Annotated in this window: 13 protein-coding genes; 6 read left to right on the forward strand and 7 right to left on the reverse strand. The window is 32.2% G+C overall.

What is annotated here, in order from left to right; genetic code table 11:
• The first annotated feature begins 68 nt into the window (after positions 1-68).
• From BLR17_RS16030 to BLR17_RS16040, 3 genes are read left to right on the forward strand one after another with little or no spacing between them, the layout of a single operon-like run.
• Complete coding sequence (locus BLR17_RS16030) at positions 69-1,688, forward strand: S8 family peptidase (protein ID WP_066325259.1); 1,620 nt, start codon at positions 69-71, stop codon at positions 1,686-1,688.
• Between the two features lie 6 nt (positions 1,689-1,694).
• Entirely contained in the window at positions 1,695-2,636 is a 942-nt protein-coding gene (locus BLR17_RS16035; protein ID WP_066325257.1) for an NAD(P)H-dependent flavin oxidoreductase, read from the forward strand.
• Positions 2,637-2,650: 14 nt separating this feature from the next.
• A complete protein-coding gene (locus BLR17_RS16040; RefSeq protein ID WP_066325355.1) occupies positions 2,651-3,064 on the forward strand; it encodes a hypothetical protein in 414 nt (137 codons plus the stop codon).
• A gap of 64 nt (positions 3,065-3,128) precedes the next feature.
• Here the strand turns inward: BLR17_RS16040 and BLR17_RS16045 are convergent, their stop codons facing one another.
• From BLR17_RS16045 to BLR17_RS16060, 4 genes are all read right to left on the reverse strand, one after another.
• On the reverse strand, positions 3,129-5,099 hold the full coding sequence (locus BLR17_RS16045) for a DUF3857 domain-containing protein (protein WP_066325255.1): 1,971 nt from the start codon (positions 5,097-5,099) through the stop codon (positions 3,129-3,131).
• Positions 5,096-7,033: a DUF3857 domain-containing protein gene (locus BLR17_RS16050; protein WP_169817142.1), complete on the reverse strand. Its 1,938-nt coding sequence runs from the start codon at positions 7,031-7,033 to the stop codon at positions 5,096-5,098. The genes BLR17_RS16045 and BLR17_RS16050 overlap by 4 nt, the downstream gene beginning before the upstream one ends.
• Positions 7,008-10,262, reverse strand: coding sequence for a toxin-antitoxin system YwqK family antitoxin (locus BLR17_RS16055; protein WP_066325251.1), 3,255 nt, complete (start codon positions 10,260-10,262; stop codon positions 7,008-7,010). Before BLR17_RS16055 ends, BLR17_RS16050 begins: the two co-directional genes overlap by 26 nt.
• Before the next feature lie 67 nt (positions 10,263-10,329).
• On the reverse strand, positions 10,330-10,767 hold the full coding sequence (locus BLR17_RS16060) for a DUF4268 domain-containing protein (RefSeq protein WP_066325250.1): 438 nt from the start codon (positions 10,765-10,767) through the stop codon (positions 10,330-10,332).
• A gap of 86 nt (positions 10,768-10,853) precedes the next feature.
• Between BLR17_RS16060 and BLR17_RS16065 the strand changes: the two genes are divergently transcribed.
• Both BLR17_RS16065 and BLR17_RS16070 read left to right on the forward strand, forming a co-directional pair.
• Entirely contained in the window at positions 10,854-11,504 is a 651-nt protein-coding gene (locus BLR17_RS16065) for an NUDIX hydrolase (protein WP_066325249.1), read from the forward strand.
• 88 nt (positions 11,505-11,592) lie between these two features.
• The gene (locus tag BLR17_RS16070; RefSeq protein WP_066325246.1) at positions 11,593-12,405 is read left to right on the forward strand and encodes a lysophospholipid acyltransferase family protein; all 813 of its coding nucleotides are present in this window, start codon (positions 11,593-11,595) and stop codon (positions 12,403-12,405) included.
• A 1-nt stretch (position 12,406) separates the two neighbouring features.
• Here the strand turns inward: BLR17_RS16070 and BLR17_RS16075 are convergent, their stop codons facing one another.
• Positions 12,407-13,468: a DUF3810 domain-containing protein gene (locus BLR17_RS16075; protein ID WP_066325244.1), complete on the reverse strand. Its 1,062-nt coding sequence runs from the start codon at positions 13,466-13,468 to the stop codon at positions 12,407-12,409.
• 105 nt (positions 13,469-13,573) lie between these two features.
• On the opposite strand from BLR17_RS16075, the gene BLR17_RS16080 reads away from it, so the two are divergent.
• Positions 13,574-15,037, forward strand: coding sequence for an aminoacyl-histidine dipeptidase (locus BLR17_RS16080; protein ID WP_066325242.1), 1,464 nt, complete (start codon positions 13,574-13,576; stop codon positions 15,035-15,037).
• 78 nt (positions 15,038-15,115) lie between these two features.
• Here BLR17_RS16080 and BLR17_RS16085 read toward each other — a convergent pair whose 3' ends face one another.
• Together BLR17_RS16085 and BLR17_RS16090 are read right to left on the reverse strand one after the other, a co-directional pair.
• Entirely contained in the window at positions 15,116-15,883 is a 768-nt protein-coding gene (locus BLR17_RS16085; RefSeq protein ID WP_066325238.1) for a carboxypeptidase-like regulatory domain-containing protein, read from the reverse strand.
• An 89-nt stretch (positions 15,884-15,972) separates the two neighbouring features.
• Positions 15,973-17,835, reverse strand: coding sequence for a DEAD/DEAH box helicase (locus BLR17_RS16090; RefSeq protein WP_066325235.1), 1,863 nt, complete (start codon positions 17,833-17,835; stop codon positions 15,973-15,975).
• Between the last annotated feature and the right edge of the window lie 90 nt (positions 17,836-17,925).

The following is a 17,925-nucleotide window of genomic DNA, read 5'->3' on the forward strand; positions in this document are numbered from 1 at the left end:
AAAAATAAGTATATATTTAAGTGATTAATTTCAATTGAGATTAATCACTTTTTTTATTCCCTGCAGTTATGAAAAAGTACATCATACTATTTTTTGTTTGCTTTCCACTTTCTGTGTTTTCACAAGAAGAGGCTTGGGTATATTTTAAAACCAAAGTGAATGAACAGTATTATTATGAAAATCCTTTGCAAATGTTATCTCAGCGGGCGTTAGAAAGACGGTCGAATCAAAATATAGCATTGGATTTTAAAGATATTCCCATCAATCAGGATTTTATTAATATTATAAAAGCAGTTTCCGGAATAAGAGTGATGGCTAAATCAAAATGGATGAATGCTATTCATGTGCGGGGTTCGCAAAGTGTTATAAACTCTTTAAAAATCTATGTTTTTGTAGATCGGGTTGATTTTGCTGATAAAACCTTAAATACTACCAATAAATTAGTTTCAGTATCTAAAGTTGCTCTTTCTGAGGAGAATGACCAAAAGAAAGAAAAAATGACCGTAGCAATAAGCGGTTTTGCTTCGCAAATAGAGATGTTAAACGGGCAATATTTGCATCAGCAAAATTATAAAGGTGCAGGGAAAATAATTGCAGTTTTGGATGCCGGTTTTGTAGGTGTAGATCAATCAGTTGCTTTTAAACGTTTAAGAGATAATCATCAAATTTTGGGAGGCTATAATTTTGTATCAGGAAACAATAGTTTGTATACGCTCGACTCTCATGGAACGAATGTGTTATCTACGATGGCTGCTTATGGCGACAATGCTTTGGTAGGAACTGCTATTGATGCTTCTTATTATTTGTTTATTACCGAAGATGTAAGTTCTGAAAATCCTGTAGAAGAATCTTTATGGGTCGAAGCTGCTGAAAAGGCAGATAGTTTGGGTGTAGATATCATTAATAGCTCTTTGGGCTACACGGATTTTGATAATCCTGCTTATAATCATCAATACAGTGATAGAAATGGGAATGCTGCTTTTATTTCTAAAGGAGCCGAAATTGCTTTTAGTCGTGGAATGTTAGTGGTGGTTTCGGCAGGAAACGAAGGAACAACATCTAATCCTTTTATAGGAGCACCGGCTGATGCTTTGTCGGTTATTACAGTGGGAGCAGTGAATTTAAATGAACAAAAAGCGACTTTTAGTTCGGTAGGGCCTACAGCAGATGGACGAATAAAACCTGAAGTTATGGCTTTAGGGCAAAATGTAATTGTATCTGATACACAGGGGAATTCTGTTTATTCGAATGGAACTTCTTTTTCGGCCCCAATTATTTCGGGAATGTTAGCTTGTTTATGGCAGGCTTATCCTGACGCAAGCAATCAGGAAATAAGGGATTTGTTGTTGCAATCTTCAAGTCGATATAATGTTCCTGATAATAATTACGGTTATGGAATTCCTGATTTTAATTTGGCTTTAAATAATGGAACTATTTTAAAGAAAAATGATTTTCAATATTTCGCTGCTTTCCCAAATCCTACATCCGATTCGGTTTCCATTCTTTTTCCACCCAATTTTAATTCGGGAATGATTTGGTTTTATAGCGCTTATGGTCAGAAAGTTTTAGAAAAAAAAGTAATAAGCCCAAAGGATTCCTTTTCTTTAGAAGCATTGAGTAATGGTGTCTATTTTTATAAAATCAAATCGGATTTATTCTCAAAAGAAGGTAAGGTCATTAAAAATTAATTGGTCATGAACTGTATTACATCTCTATTTAATATTCAATATCCCATTATTCAGGCCGGAATGGTTTGGGTAAGTGGTTATAAATTGGCCAGTGCAGTGAGTAATGCCGGCGGTTTGGGTTTGATAGGAGCAGGGTCTATGTATCCGGAAATTTTGCGGGAGCATATCCAAAAATGTAAAAAAGCTACGTCAAAACCTTTTGGGGTCAACGTTCCAATGCTGTATCCTGATATTGAAACGCTCATGCAAATTATTGTCGAAGAAGGAGTGAAAATCGTTTTTACATCGGCAGGAAATCCTATGACCTGGACGGCTTATTTAAAGGAACATGGCATTACGGTAGTTCATGTGGTGAGCAGCACTAAATTTGCCCTGAAAGCGCAACAAGCGGGAGTTGATGCTATTGTTGCTGAAGGTTTTGAAGCAGGCGGACATAACGGACGTGAAGAAACTACTACTTTTACTTTAATTCCAATGGTGAAAGAACAAATAAAAATTCCTATTATTGCAGCCGGTGGAATAGCCACAGGTAATGGAATGCTTGCAGCAATGATTTTGGGGGCTGATGGCGTTCAGGTAGGCAGTCGATTTGCTGCTTCAGTGGAATCTTCGGCACATGATAATTTCAAAAAAGTAATTCTGAATACTAAAGAAGGCGAAACGCAGTTAACATTAAAAGAGCTGACACCTGTACGTTTGATAAAGAATAAGTTTTTTGAAGACATTCAGGAATTGTATACTAAATGTCCAACAAAGGATGATTTAGCGGCTTTATTAGGAAGAGCACGTTCTAAAAGAGGTATTTTTGAAGGTGATTTGGTCGAGGGAGAATTAGAAATAGGTCAGATTGCCGGATTAATACATGAGATAAAAACAGCCGGGTCAATTGTAGCAGACATGATGCAGGAATATCAGTTGGCTAAAAATTCAGTTGCCCATTTTTTATGATAAAAAGATTAAAAATGACAAAATTAAAATGCTTTTATATTTGCCTGTTCTTTTTAGGAATTGCTGTCCAGCAATCTTACGGTCAAACCTATAAATTTCGCACTTCCGGTTTTAGTGTTTTAGAGAGAAATGAAAAAGGAAAATGGGGTAAATGGTCTGATTTGAGTTTGGTAAATATTACGGTAACATTAGATACCAATAAAAACAGAATCCTAGTCTATTCCAGAAATATTCAGTTGTATGAAATTCAAACTTATCAGCCTGAATCGGAATCAGAGAGTGATTTGGTTTATTCTTTTCTTTGCAAGGATAACGATGGAGTAGATTGTACTTTGTCTATCATCACCCGAAAAAAACAAGACAACCGAAAGCAATTATATATTACTTATCCCGATCACGTGATTGTATATAATATCTTTACGATGTAAAAAAAGCGGTTCAAAAATTACTTTTGAACCGCTTTTTTTTATTGTAAAATGATTTGACTTTTTATTAATTGGAAAGTATTACTACAATCTTATTAAAGTCGGCAGCTGCATTTATTACTGCTTTATAATCTTCAAAACAAGATAGAGGGTAGTTTATTATATTGTAGTATTCGGTGTTTTCTACAACAATTTCATTGTCTTTTTTATTGTAATTGCTTATAAAAGCTGCTTCTGTTTTATTATTTATGTTTGTTTTGAAATCCATGTTGAATTTTTCTAAATTCTGAATTGTAGCACCCTGAGGTAAAATTATTTTAATTTTACGAGTGTAAAAATGTGGATAATCAATTTCTACAGGTAAGACTCTTTTGTTTTCTTGGTAAAATTCCATTTGGCGACCTATAATTTGACCAATTGAAAATAAGTATTTATCTCCTGCCATCTGAATAAGCTCCTTTCCTTCAAAAGTCAAATCTAAAACAAATGGTTTTTTCCCTATATTTTCTACACCGTCATTGCTGGCTGTTAGCGTTTTGTATTCGGTTTTAACAGAGTAATTTTCTGCAATATTTTTCAGGATCGTTTGGTATTGTTCTGCAGGGTAAAAATCTTTGACAGGTTGCATATTTAATCCTGAATAACCTCCAAAAGAAAGTTTACTGGTAATATTGGGATTAGCAATATCTTTTGTGAAATCGACCACTATATCCATATAGTCATGAGAAATTTCAGTTCCTGGAATTTCAATAAAATTGATATCACTAATTGCCATCGTAGTTCCGGCAAATTCCTTTTCTTTGATGAAAAGGCCATAGTTGTTGCCTAAATATTTTGGGAAAAGAGGAATTCTAAATTCTATTTCTTTTGGACTTAAGTATTTCTTTATATTTGGGAAGTAAAGTAAAAAATCATTTAAGTTTTCATAACTTTCAAAATCTTTATCAAAAGGTATTTTATAACGGCTTGTTGTAAATACAACATTGTTTTCAATTTTAAAATTTTTCAAAACGGCTTTGTATAATTTTAAAATATCAACTTCATTAGCTTGTTTTGACTTGATGATTTCGGTTAGATTTTCTTTAGAATCAATAAAACGTTCAAAAGTTATTGTTTTTTTGATTTTGTTTTCAATATTCCAAATTTGTTCTTGTTCATCATTGGATTTTGTAATTGTAGCACAAAAATCTTCAATTGATTTTTGCTCTTTTTTATCTAGAGCTGTATTGATACGATTGTGTACATTAGTTGCGAATTCTTTGTAATTATACAGGTTCTTTGCGCCATTATTATTGTTTGCATCTAATTTGTATCTAAAAAGTTTAATTTGAACATCCCAATTGGAATACTTTTCGTCATCATCCAGAGCTGTAATGTCTTTTTCATTAATTGTTAGTACAGTCTTACCATCTATTTCATTATCATTAAATGTTGGATTACTTAAGCCATTGTAAGTTTTAGTTTTGAATACTAAGTTTTTCGGATAAATTAATTGGAAGTTTAGATTACTAATAGGAAGTTCTGCTTGCATTTTGATAGTATTTCCTTTTAAATCAGGATTCTCTTCCAACAAATATATTTTTTCAATTATTGCCCCTTTCTCCAGACCATTAACTGCAAAATAGTTGTATTTAAGACCTCTTTCTTTATCTATTTCTTCTTTAATATCTTCTGGTTTTAAAGTAATTATCGTTCCGTTTTTTAGAAGAACTCTTACTTTGTTCATTAAAATCGTTTCGTTATTTCCAAATGAAATATAGATTTTATTGTTTCTTTCTATTGCTTCATCTGAATTGATAAATATTTTTTCATGTTTTAGGTGGTATTGTTTTGCAGAATTACCTGTAACTACAATTTCAATTTTTTCCGTACAGTCTAAAATAACTTCTTTACTGTCTTTGTAAAGTGTTGGGATTTCTATTTTGTTTGGTTTTTCTTGCCAGTCATAATTTTTAAAGGAGAAGTCTTGTCCATAGTTGATTGTAACATTGATGAATAAGAGCAATGTTAGAATGATTTTTAAATTTGTTTTTTTCATATTTTTTTTGATAAAATTAGGACTTGGTTATAATTCGTTTTTAATGCTTTTATACTTGAATTCCAGAGTTCAAAGTCAGATTTGTTTAAGGTTAGTTTCTTCTGAATTAAATTGATATTTAGGTTTATATTCCCGTCTTTTAATTCATAAATAAAATCAGCTTTTATACAATCATTGTTTATGCTAAAATTCTTTGGTATTTGTTTTATATTATAATTTTTGGGGATTTCTAAATGGTAATTTTTACTGAATTGTGTTAGGTATTCAAAATCAAAATCTGAAATTCTGTTTTTTTCAATTAGAAGGTCATCAAAAAATTTGTCCAGAAATAAATTAATATAGACATCAGAATCTAATTGTATGATGTAATTATCTAAATCAAAATTGTAATTTATAATATAGGGTTTGTCTTTGTCATTTTTGTTTTCTTCATTGTATTCTATTAAATTAAATTTATTGGAGCCTTTTAAAACTAAGTTTTTAATAGATTCAAATCTGGTTTTATTATAAGTCTCTCCAATTTTCATTAGTGTATGACTCCTATTGTATCCTTCAAGTTTTAATTTGCCTTTTCCAATCAGTTTATTGTCTTTAAGACTAAGATTTACATCATCCGATATTTTGTTGTTTTCTGCAGGAACGATAGGCACTTTTACAATTTTATATTTTTCATTTTCATAAAGTAAGGCTTCTTTTCCCTGGATAAAGGCTGTTGGAATACCGTAATTGGTTTCGTTATCAGTGGCATCAAGAAAAATATAATTGTCATTTTTTTTAAATACTGCTATCATATGATTGTCAACAGCAGGAGTAGGTAATTCATTATAAGTGTAAGGTAAACTTCTTGTACCAATCCAGGCAATAGTCACATCTTTTATTTCAGCATATTTTGCCATACAGTTTATAATGTTCCCCATGTCTTTACAATCGCCAAATTTGCGTTGAAAAACTAAACTTGCTTCACGAGGGATGAAGCCTTCATAACCATTTTCAAAAGCAATGTATTTGATGTTTTCTTTTACCCAATAAAATATAGCTTTTATCTTTTCTTCATCGGTTTTTTTGTTCTGTGTAATTTCTAATGTTAGGTTTTTTAAAAGACTGTCTTCTTCTTTGTTTAAGTCTTTAATGAATCCTTTGTAATAGGTGTAAAGATTATCGATATTCCCCAATACATTATTGGTTTGATTATCTATAACATAATTTTTTATATAAAAATTAATATGAGGAACTATGTATAAATAACCAGGGGCGTTGTTTTCGTATTTTAAAGGTTTAATATCTTTCAATGTCCATTTGTAAATCCATTTTCCTTTTTTTTCAGATTTTGAAAACACAATATTATTATTAGGATCATTAAAGATTTTGTATCCAATTTCAATGTTCTTTTCGGTAGTTATTTCAAGTGTTGAATTTTGAATTGGTAATTCATCACCAAAAATAAACTTATGTAATAAATATGGGTCAATAAATTCAGTTTGATAATTGTACACTTTTTTAGAACCTGTTTCCAGATTGTTAAAAGTGAGTTCACGTACCATTACATCATCAAAGAAAACACTTCCGTTTTTTGAAGGTTTTTCATTTGATTGAGATACTTTTATTTTTTTTTCTTTTCCATTATCATTAAACAGCGCATAAGCATCATAGTTGTTTAGTTTTACTAAATTGGAATAAGAAAATGATTCTTTATTGTTTTGAATACCATTTTCAGAGAGAATCATGGACTCAAAATGGTTGTCCTGTATTATTTTTAATTTTTTATTTTCTATCGATATGTTATAGGATTGTTGGTTATTGATTATAAGTTCATTATAGTCAGGATATGTTTTTTTGTATTCAGTAAGTGTATTTTGAGCAAGAGTACTTAAGCTAAAAAAACACGATAAGAATAAATAATTAAATAACTTATATTGAAATTTCGAGTAATTCATTAGAATCATATTTTTTAGTTGAATTTAGTTTTCCGTTAGTATAAATTAAAGTTTTACCATTTAGTTCGTCATTCTTATATTCTGCGGATATTTTTAGTTGCCCATTTTCTTCAAAAAATTCCTGAATTCCATCATAATTATCGTTTAAGAAATGCTCTTTTCTATAAATATTTCCATTAGAATAATATTCAATTCGTTCGCCGTTCATTAAACTGTTGGAATAATTACATTGGTATTCGGTTTTCCCTTCAGTATTGTTAATTATGAATTTTCCATCGGTCTCGCCATTAACCAGATTCATTTGCATCGCTATTTTTCCATTAGGATAATAAGCTGTAATGATAGCATTTTCTTTGTTAATGATAGTTTTAGATAATGGATCGTTGTTTTTATTTCTGGCAATGTAATATACCGGGCTATCGTTTTGGTAAATTATTGTAAGAAGCAATTCTCCTTTCTGGTTATAAAAGGAATAGTCTCCTTCTTTGGAATCGTTTATTTTGTTGTACTCAGAGAGTTTGGCTTTATTATGATAGTAATGCGTTATTTTGCCATTTTCAACACCATGAGTAGAGGTATATTCAGATCGGAGGTTTCCATACAAATCATAATTTTTGGATATGCCATTAGTGTATCCCAAGAAATAATTACTTTCATATTTTATAGTTCCCAATGGACCGTAATATTTATAATTACCATGTAAAAGACCGTTGATATAGTTTGCATCTACAATAGTATTGCCTAATTTGTCTTTTTCAGTATAAGTACCATTGAAAATACCATTTTCAAGCTGGAAACTACGTGTTATTGTACCATGAAATAGGTTAGTGGTAAATATTCCTGTTTTGTTTTTGTAGTCAAATTCATTTTCAAGTTCTCCTTTTTCATTATGAATTTTAGTATTTGTAGTAATTCCGTCAATATAAACAGAATGTTTATATATGTTTCCGTTTTGCCAATATAATTTATAATCATAATTTAAATCCCCATCAATGTAGTAACCTTCTTCGTGTAAGGAGCCGTCCGGATGGTTATTTTGGTAAGGGCCTTGTTTTATATCATCTGTATAGTAGTAGGTAGAAGTTAATTTGCCATTTTCATAAACTTCATATTTACCGTTAATTTTATCATTAGTTAAGTTTTTTATACTATTTACACTTCCGTTTTTGTTAATGGTTTTACTAATGCCATTTAGCACACTATTGGTATAATTTTCTTCTAATTTTTTAGTGCCTGAAGGATAGTAGTATAGCCAAAGATCATTCTTTTTTCCATTATTATAATTTCCTGAAACTATCGTGGTTCCATTATAATCGTTGATGTCAAATTTGTTATTCAACAAATTAGTTTCAATTGGTTTTGAGGTGTTTAATGAATATTGTATGCCTGAATTGATTACTCCGGATTTAAATTTTTCTATATAATACAGATTTCCTTCAATATCATAGTAATCATAGGTTTCCAGTTGTTCTTTGTCATCGTAAAAGGCCTGACTGGATTTTTTTCCATTAGAATAATAGTTCGTTAGATTTTTTAATTTTCCATCGCTATAATTAAGTTCTTTTTCTAATAATGAACTTGCATAATAAGATTTATAGAAATCCTTTATTTTACCTTTACTATAGGTTGCTTCAGATTTGATGGTTTTGTCGTTGTAATATTCTAAATATTCTCCATCAAGTATGTCGTTCTCATAATTCTCGATTGCTGTTAAATTCCCTAATTCATTAAAGGTTTTGAAAGCTCCATTTAGTTTTCCATTTAAATAACCGATTTCAGATTTTAATTTACCATTTTCAAACAAACAAACATATTTCCCATTTCTTTCTCCATTTGTAAAGTTAACTTCACAACTTTTGCTGCCATTAGGGTAAAATGAAGTGCTGATGCCTTCTAAGAGTCCATTTTGGTAATTTTCTATAATATTTACTCCTCCATTTTGAAAGTAGGTTGTTCTGGTACCATTTAATTTTCCGTTTTTAAATGTTTTCTCTTCAGTTAGTTGACCTTCATTATTATAATATTTTTGAAGTCCGTCTAATTCATTGTTTACAAAGTTTAGTTCACCAATAAGAAGACCGTTTTTATTCAGGTATTTGTATTTTCCTTCGTATTTTCCGTCTATTACCTTTCCTACAAGATAGGGCTCGTTGTCTTTCAAAAAAGTAATTACTTCTTCCTCTTTTCCAAATAAATCTTTTTTACGTTTTGCGAAAAAATACCAAAAATCCTTGTTGTAAAAATTCTCTTCAAAGTATGTTATTTTTTTCTTTTGCTTATTTAATTCTTTTTCCAGTTTGTCTTTATAGGATAAAAGCATGTAATATGTAAATCCTTCAAAATAGTTTTTCGCAACCATTTCCTTAATCCATGGAATGTAAGAGGTTTCAAAAAAACCATCACCCATTTTATGTTCAAGGGTGTATTCAGAAACTGCTTGTACTTGTCTGATGATTACATCATCAATTTCGGATTTTATTTTATAAGCTTTATTTAGAGGTAATTGGTTTCTTAAAATAGTTTCTATTTCTTCGAAATTATCTCCGGTTTTTGAAAAAACAAAATTGTTTTTAGTCAGATAGTTTTCACCATATTTAGCATTTAATTGTAGAACTGCTTTTTCTGCAAATTTTCCATTTGGAGCCAGTATAAGGTAACTCATTAAAGCAAGCGTTCCTTCGGTTATTTTTCCATTTTCAAATGCAATCAGACCTAATAAATAATGTGCAGAAGCATAATTAGGATTGATAGTGATAACTTGTTTAAGTAAATCAATGCATTTTTGATTTTCCTGTTTTCTAATGTACAGAATCGCAAAATTGTATAAAAAAGAAGCCGAATTTGAAAGGTATTGTTTCCCTTCGTTAAAGATTTTTTCTGATGATTCGTATTCTTTGTTGTCACTTAAAAACACCCCATATAATGTATAGAGTTCCGGACTTTTTTGCATTTGTTTGGTCAAATACAGATTTTCTAAAAATAACTTAAGTTCGTCTTTTTTATTAAGTGCATTTAAGCATAATGCTTTTTCGTATTGTGCAGTGAGGTATTTAGGATCGTTTGGAGTTATCTTATTGTATTCAATGATGGCTTGGTCAAATTTTTCTAAATCATATAAATTGACTCCTTTTTTTATAATAGAATCATTGTTGTAAACATCAGAAAAATCGTTTTGAGAATATGACTTAGATATAACACTAATTAATACAATTAAGAAAAAATGTTTCATTTTGAATTTTATTTATATTTTTCAAATATAAATTTTTTTTCTGTATTGTAAGAATATGATTGTTTTTTTAATTTTCAATATCCTTTATAAACTCATCGTATTCCAGGTAAAAACGTTCTAGCGCATCCATTTTTTCGTTGTAAAAATCAAAAATGATGTCCCAATTGTTTCGATTACTAAAGCCTACTCCCTGTTTTTCTATCCAGATGCGACTAATGGTTTTTCCGTTTTCTAAAACATAGTCTTTTTCAAAAACTAAATCACTGATAAATTCTTCTTCAAGAATGCCTTTTAAGGCTTCCAGTTTTTCAAAATAAGCGATTCTTTTTTCATTATTACGGTGTTCAATATCAATCAGAACCTGTGCTTTTTTATTATCCACATAAAATTTAAAAGAGAAATCCTTAATCTTAGTGTCGTACAACATCCATTTTCGTGGGTATTTTTCGGCAAAAGTTACCCAAAATTCTCTTTTTAATCGTTGTGTTTCTTCTTTACTGTACATTTTTAGTGCTTTGGTTTTAGAAAACTTGTGCAAACTTGTTTTCTAAAGTATATTTATATAATTATTTGCAAAAATAGCTTTTGATTATGGATTTTCAATATTTTTTAAAATTTATCCCTGCTATAGTTCAGGCGCCATTGTCTGCTTCGGTTTCGCATGAAAAGATGATTCCTTTTGAGCGCAAAGAACTTTTGGCTAAAATAAATTTGAAAGAAAGGAATCCTAAAGAAGCAGCAGTAACTATGTTGTTCTATCCCAAAAATCAGGAAACACATTTGGTTTTAATTGTTCGTAATTCGTATAAAGGAGTACATTCGGCTCAAATTGCTTTTCCCGGAGGAAAGTTCGAACCGGAAGACATTGATTTTAAAACAACAGCTCTCAGAGAAACCGAAGAAGAAATTGGGATTAGCCGAAATAAAATTGAAATTATAAGAGCATTTACTTCTCTGTATATTCCGCCAAGTAATTTTATGGTGTACCCTTTTTTAGGAATTTGTAAGGAAGAGATTCAATTTGCTCCCGATCCGGTTGAAGTGGCTGCGGTAATCGAATTGCCTTTAGCTGTTTTTAGAAATGATTCGATTCTAACAATTGAAAATTTGACCACTTCTTATGCGCATCAAATTGAAGTTCCTGCTTTTAAAATACAAGATCATATAGTTTGGGGAGCCACCGCAATGATGTTGAGTGAATTAAGAGATGTACTGAATCATGTTTTCAAGTCTGTTAATTAATGCCTAACTTTAAGTAAGTTAAAAGCATCTAATCAATATTTTTTATAATTTCGCAATCCAATTTAAAAATATACATATATAATTGTTTATGGGACTATTTAAAAGAAATCCTTTTGGGCATATCTTGTTTCTGAAAAAATGGCTTATCCGTTTTTTTGGAAGTTGTACTCATAGACGTTATCGTGGATTTAATGATTTGCAAATTGAAGGTTCAGAAATTATCAGGAATTTGCCGGATACGAATGTACTTTTTATTTCAAATCATCAGACTTATTTTGCTGATGTAGTGGCCATGTTTCATGTCTTTAATGCCAGTTTAAGCGGAAGAATCGATTCGATTAAAAATATAGGTTATTTGTGGCAACCCAAAATGAATATTTATTATGTAGCTGCCAAGGAAACGATGCAGTCAGGCTGGTTGCCTAAAATCTTGTCTTATGCAGGAGCCATTCCGGTGGAGAGAACCTGGCGTTGTGAAGGGGTTGATGTAAAAGAAAAAAAAGCAGTAAATCCAAATGATACTGAGAATATCAAAATAGCACTTAATGATGGCTGGGTAATTACTTTTCCGCAAGGCACTACACGCTCTTTTAAGCCGGTTCGAAAAGGAACGGCTCATATTATTAAACAACACCGTCCGGTGGTAGTTCCTATTGTGATTGATGGTTTTCGTCGTTCTTTTGACAGAAAGGGAATTCGAATGAAAAAGAAAGGAATCTTACAGTCTTTTATCATTAAAGAGCCTTTGGAGATTGATTATGAGAATGAGACCATTGATGAAATAGTTGAAAAAATTGAATTTGCAATCGAGCAACATCCTTCTTTTTTAAAAGTTATTTCCACCGAGGAATTAGAAGAACAGGAGCAATTGAACAAGTTGCGTCAATGGGAAGTGGAGTAATTTATAAAGTTCTTGTTTTATAATAATTCACTAATAGATTGACAAATTTGCTGTAGCTTTCAATTCCTTCATTTTGTTGGTTCAGTTTTAAATAACGGTCATAAAAGGCATGAAAACCTCTTTCGACAGGAGTTTCATATTGCAGCCAAAAATCTTCACTTTCCTGAAAATTTTTCAAAATACCCGGATGAACTGATTTTAAAAGCTGTTTATAGGTGTTTTTATTTCGAATATACCAATTGTTCAAACAATAACGCAGTGCAAAACTGTAACCTGAATATTTAAAGTACAAATTCTCATTGTTTACCGAAGCCAGAAAACCTATGAAATTACATTCGCTTTCACTGGCATAGCCCATTTGATGTGCCATTTCGTGACAGCTTGTTGTGGGTAAATTATACGTAGGAATCAAATAATTGAGCTGAGCTTCATTGGTGAAAGGATTCAGGTAACCGCTAAATCCCATATAAGTCAAGGGTAGTGTAAATAAAGATTTTTTAACACTCAAATTGGAATAACTAAAAAACGGATATTCAGAGGCAATGGTTTGATAGCCTTTCAGGTTCATGCCGAAAGTAGTTTCATGACTGTATGGAAAAACCACTTTTGTATTGATGTTTTGGGTAATCAGGGTGTGTGTGTTGTTAACTTTGATGATTAATTTTTTAGTGAAATCCAGTAAATCGGCATCAGTATACTCGCGTTCAATTTTCATTTTTTCAAAAAGCGGTTGTCGGTAATAGTTGGCAGCCCACAGGAAATAAAAGAAGAAATAAAACACCGAAAGCGCACTTAAAATGGAAAAAAAATGTTCTTTCCAATTCGTTTTCCAATTTTTTCGATTGTTCCAAAACCATTTGCCGGCTAACAAAATCAAAATAAAATAGAATATGTCGCCTATAGAAAATGGAATCCATCCAAAGATAATTCTGAAAAAATTAGAAAGAACAGGATACAATCCGTTGCTGTAAAAAGCTTCGACAGTCTCGGGAAAAAAGGAAATGATTTTGAGAATTAAAATCTGAACAATTAAGAATAAAGGGAGTAAATATTTTCGTTTCAAAACACCAATTTTATATTGTAAATATAATTACAATATTTAGTTTAATATTAGAAAAGGCTTTTAATCTTTGTAACTTTGAGTCTTTAAAAATCGCAAAAATAAGATATGAGTCAGGAAATACTAAATTTAGAACCTAAGGCATTGTGGAATAATTTTGCCAAATTGAATGCAGTGCCACGTCCGTCAAAAAAAGAGGAACGTGTAGTTGCTTTTATCAAAGATTTTGGTGAAAATCTCGGTTTGGAAGTCACTGAGGACGAAGTTCAAAATGTAATTATTCGCAAGCCTGCTACAGCTGGAATGGAAAACCGAAAACCAATTGTTTTGCAAGGACATTTGGATATGGTACATCAAAAAAATGCCGATACGGTTTTTGATTTTGAAACTCAGGGAATCGAAATGTATGTTGATGGTGATTGGGTTCGGGCAAAAGGAACGACTCTGGGAGCTGACAATGGTTTAGGTGTTGCAGCTATTATGGCCATTTTAGAAAGTACCACAATTGCGCATCCTGCTATCGAGGCTTTATTTACAATTGATGAAGAAACCGGAATGACCGGAGCTATGAATCTGCAAGGAGGTTTGTTGCAAGGGCAAATTTTGTTGAATTTGGATACCGAAGAAGATGATGAAATCGATATTGGTTGCGCAGGAGGTGTTGATGTAACTGCCGAAGCCGAATATGACGAAGAGGAAACACCGGAACATTCGGTAGGTTATTCCATTACTGTAAAAGGCCTGAAAGGTGGGCATTCAGGGATGGATATTCATAAAGGATTAGGGAATGCCAATAAAATAATGAACCGCTTGTTGTTTGATGGTTTTGATAATTTTGGTTTGCAAATTTCGGAAATACACGGAGGAAGTTTGCGCAATGCTATTCCTCGTGAAAGTGTTGCCAAGGTGATTATCGCTTCGGTTTATGATGAGGCTTTTGTTTTTGATATGCAGCAAATTGTAAACGAAATCAAAACAGAGTTAAAAACCACTGAACCGAATTTGGAAATTGTTTTCGAAAAATTGAAAAAAGCACCTGCTAAAGTAATGCCTCCTATGGCGCAATATTATTTTGTGCGTTCAATGGCAACAGCAGCTAATGGTGTGCATAGAATGAGTGCTGATTTTGATAATTTAGTAGAAACTTCTAATAATATTGCAAAAGTTACTGTTGGAAAAGGAAAGTTGTCTGTGCAATGTTTGACGCGTTCTTCGGTAGAATCGGCTAAGTTTGATTTGGCTAACGATTTGCGTTCGGCTTTCGAATTGATGGGATGTGAGGTTGAAATTTCAGGATCTTATCCGGGCTGGACACCTAATCCGGAATCGAATATTTTAGCTACTTTGATTCCGATTTATGAAAAATTAAATGGAGAAAAACCCAAAGTAGTAGCCTGTCATGCCGGTTTAGAATGTGGAATTCTTGGTACAAATTATCCTGATATGGATATGATTTCTTTCGGGCCAACTATCCACGGGGCGCATTCTCCTGATGAAAGAGCCAGTATTTCTTCTTCTCAAAAGTTCTGGAAGTTTTTGATTGAAATTTTAGCAAATATTCCTGTTAAGTAATAGAGTGCTCAATATTCAGTTTTTAGTGTTCAGTTTTATATTTGCTGATTACTAAAAACTGAATACTGAACACTTAAATTATTTCTTCTTCAGTACTTTGTATTGTTCGTAGCATCCACTAATAGCATCCATGATTTGTAAGTCATTCGCTGTTTGAATAAAAGCTTCAGAATAATTACATCTTTGTAAAATTTCAGGAATTTCTTTTTTGTCGATACCGAGTAATACTGCTAGTGTTTCGCGGTCAAATTTAGATTCTAAAAGTGTTCTTACGGTATCGTCTTTTTTCATTTCTTTAAGCTTTTTAAGTTCTGTTGACTTTTTACCAAAGAAATTATACAACATATCGGCGGGATTAAAGATAGAACCTAATACTTTTCCGAAAGCACCTGGTGAATATTCCCCAGCTTCGTAGCCTGAATTTAGTCCTGAAATATTGTAACGGTAGTTTTGATTTACGGGAATGGTTTTAGAATCTACTTCTAAATAGCCTGTTAAATTAAAAGGTCTGATGACAACTTCTTCTAATGCAATTGCTTTTTCAGTTAAGAAAATTTTAGCGACCTTATTTTTTATCCAGTCATTAGTTACTTTTACTCTTAACGATTGAAAGCCTAAAAGTGTTAAATGTAAAGTGTCAGTTGGTTGAACGTCAATTTCGAAATATCCGTTTGTGTCGGTTATGGAACCTCTTACCTTGTTGATATTGATAATATTAACACCCATTAAAGGACTTTTGGTGTTGTCGTTATAAACGTAACCTGTTACTTTTTGGGAAGTAGTTACTGCTTGTGCAAAAGTGGGTGCGGCCAGCAATAAAAAAAAGAAAACTACAAAATATTTCATAAACTGAATTAAAACTTTAAAAGTAATAAAACGGCTTTAAATATTTTGTAGTTTATAATTATTATTATAAGAAAATTAACAATAGGATGTTAGTCTCTTCTTGATCTTCTTGGTCTAGAAGTATCTCCGAAACTTTCAGAACGTCTTGGAGCTCTGTCTGAAGAACCTTCTCTTCTTGAGGAACCTCTTTCGTTTCTGAAACCACCTTCTCTTGGAGCTGAATTTCTCTCGCCTCTAAAACCACCTTCTCTTCTAGGAGCAAAGTTTCCTTCGCGGCGACCGCCTTCGCGTTTTCCACCGGAATTTCTTCCGTTGTGGTCACGTCTTCCGCCTCCGTCGTTTTTAGAAATCTCAACATTAATACGGCGACCTTCTAACTGAACATTGTTTAATATGTCCATAACTTTGTCAGTGTGTTCTGCATCGGTATTAAAGAAAGAGAATCCTTCTTTTACATCTACTTTGAAAACATCATCACGACCTAAGTCTAAAGTTTCTTTTAGATAATCTTTCAGTGTCATCCAGTCAAAGTTATCTCTGGCACCAATATTTACAAAATATCTGGTAGCACCACCATTGTTGTTTTCTCTTGGTGCGCGCTCACTACCGCGTTCACGTTTGTCAGAACCTGAAACCGAAATGTCTCTGTTTTTCTTGTAGTAGTTGATGAAACGGTTAAATTCAACTGAAACCATTTTCTTGATTAGTTCTTCTTTAGATAAACCTTCAAGTACATCATTGATAGCTGGTAAGTAGTTGTCAATTTCGTGATCAACCTCAGTATCTTTAATTTTGTTAGCTAAATGCAATAATTGAATTTCGCAGATTTCGATTCCGGAAGGAATTGTTTTTTCTTCAAATTTTTGTTTAATGATTCTTTCGATAGAAGAAATTTTGCGCAATTCACTTTTAGTAACAATTACAATCGAAGTACCTAATTTACCGGCACGACCTGTACGTCCTGAACGGTGGTTGTAAGTTTCGATTTCGTCAGGTAATTGGTAGTTTACTACGTGAGTTACGTTGTCAACGTCAATTCCACGAGCAGCAACGTCAGTAGCAACAAGCATTTGGATTTGTCTTCCTCTGAAAGATTTCATTACCCCGTCACGTTGTGCCTGAGATAAATCTCCGTGTAAAGCTGCAGCGTTGTAACCGTCTTCGATTAATTTTTCGGCAATAGCCTGAGTATCTCTTTTTGTACGACAGAAAACTACTGAGAAAATATCCGGGTTAGCATCGGCTAAACGTTTCAATGCTTCGTAACGGTCACGTGCATTTACTAAATAAAATTCGTGAGAAACCGTTGCTGAACCTGAGTTTTTAGTTCCAACAGTAATTTCCTGAGGATTGCTCATGAATTGTTTTCCAATTCTGGCAACCTCTGCCGGCATAGTTGCAGAAAACAACCAAGTGTTTTTCTCGTCTGGGGTAGTTGAAAGGATGTTTACAATATCATCATAGAATCCCATGTTCAACATTTCGTCTGCTTCGTCAAGAATGCAGTAATTAATTTGAGTGATGTTTACTAATCCTCTGTTAATCATGTCCTGCATTCTTCCTGGAGTAGCTACAATAATTTGTGCTCCTCTTTTAATTTCTCTTGCTTGTTCTGTAATACTAGCTCCTCCGTAAACTGCTACTACATTGATACCTCTTTCGTATTTTGAGTAGTTTTTAAGTTCGTTGGCTATCTGTAAGCAAAGCTCGCGCGTTGGAGATAAAATTAACGCCTGTGTATTTCTGTTGTCAGCATCAATTTTTTGGATAACTGGAAAACCAAAAGCTGCCGTTTTCCCTGTCCCCGTTTGAGCCAACGCAACTAAATCTGTATCTTTTTCCAATAATAGGGGAATCGCTTTCTCCTGTACTTCCGACGGATTTTCAAATCCTAGATCTTTAATCGCCTTCAGTAACGATTCACTCAATCCTAATTGTTCAAATTTGTTCATATGTATTTTTAAAATAGGGTGCAAAATTACTGCTAATAATCGATATAAACTAATGCATTTTTAAGTTTTAATGAATTTAATTATTTTGAT

This window comes from Flavobacterium glycines (assembly GCF_900100165.1).
Classification (GTDB): Bacteria; Bacteroidota; Bacteroidia; order Flavobacteriales; family Flavobacteriaceae; genus Flavobacterium; species Flavobacterium glycines.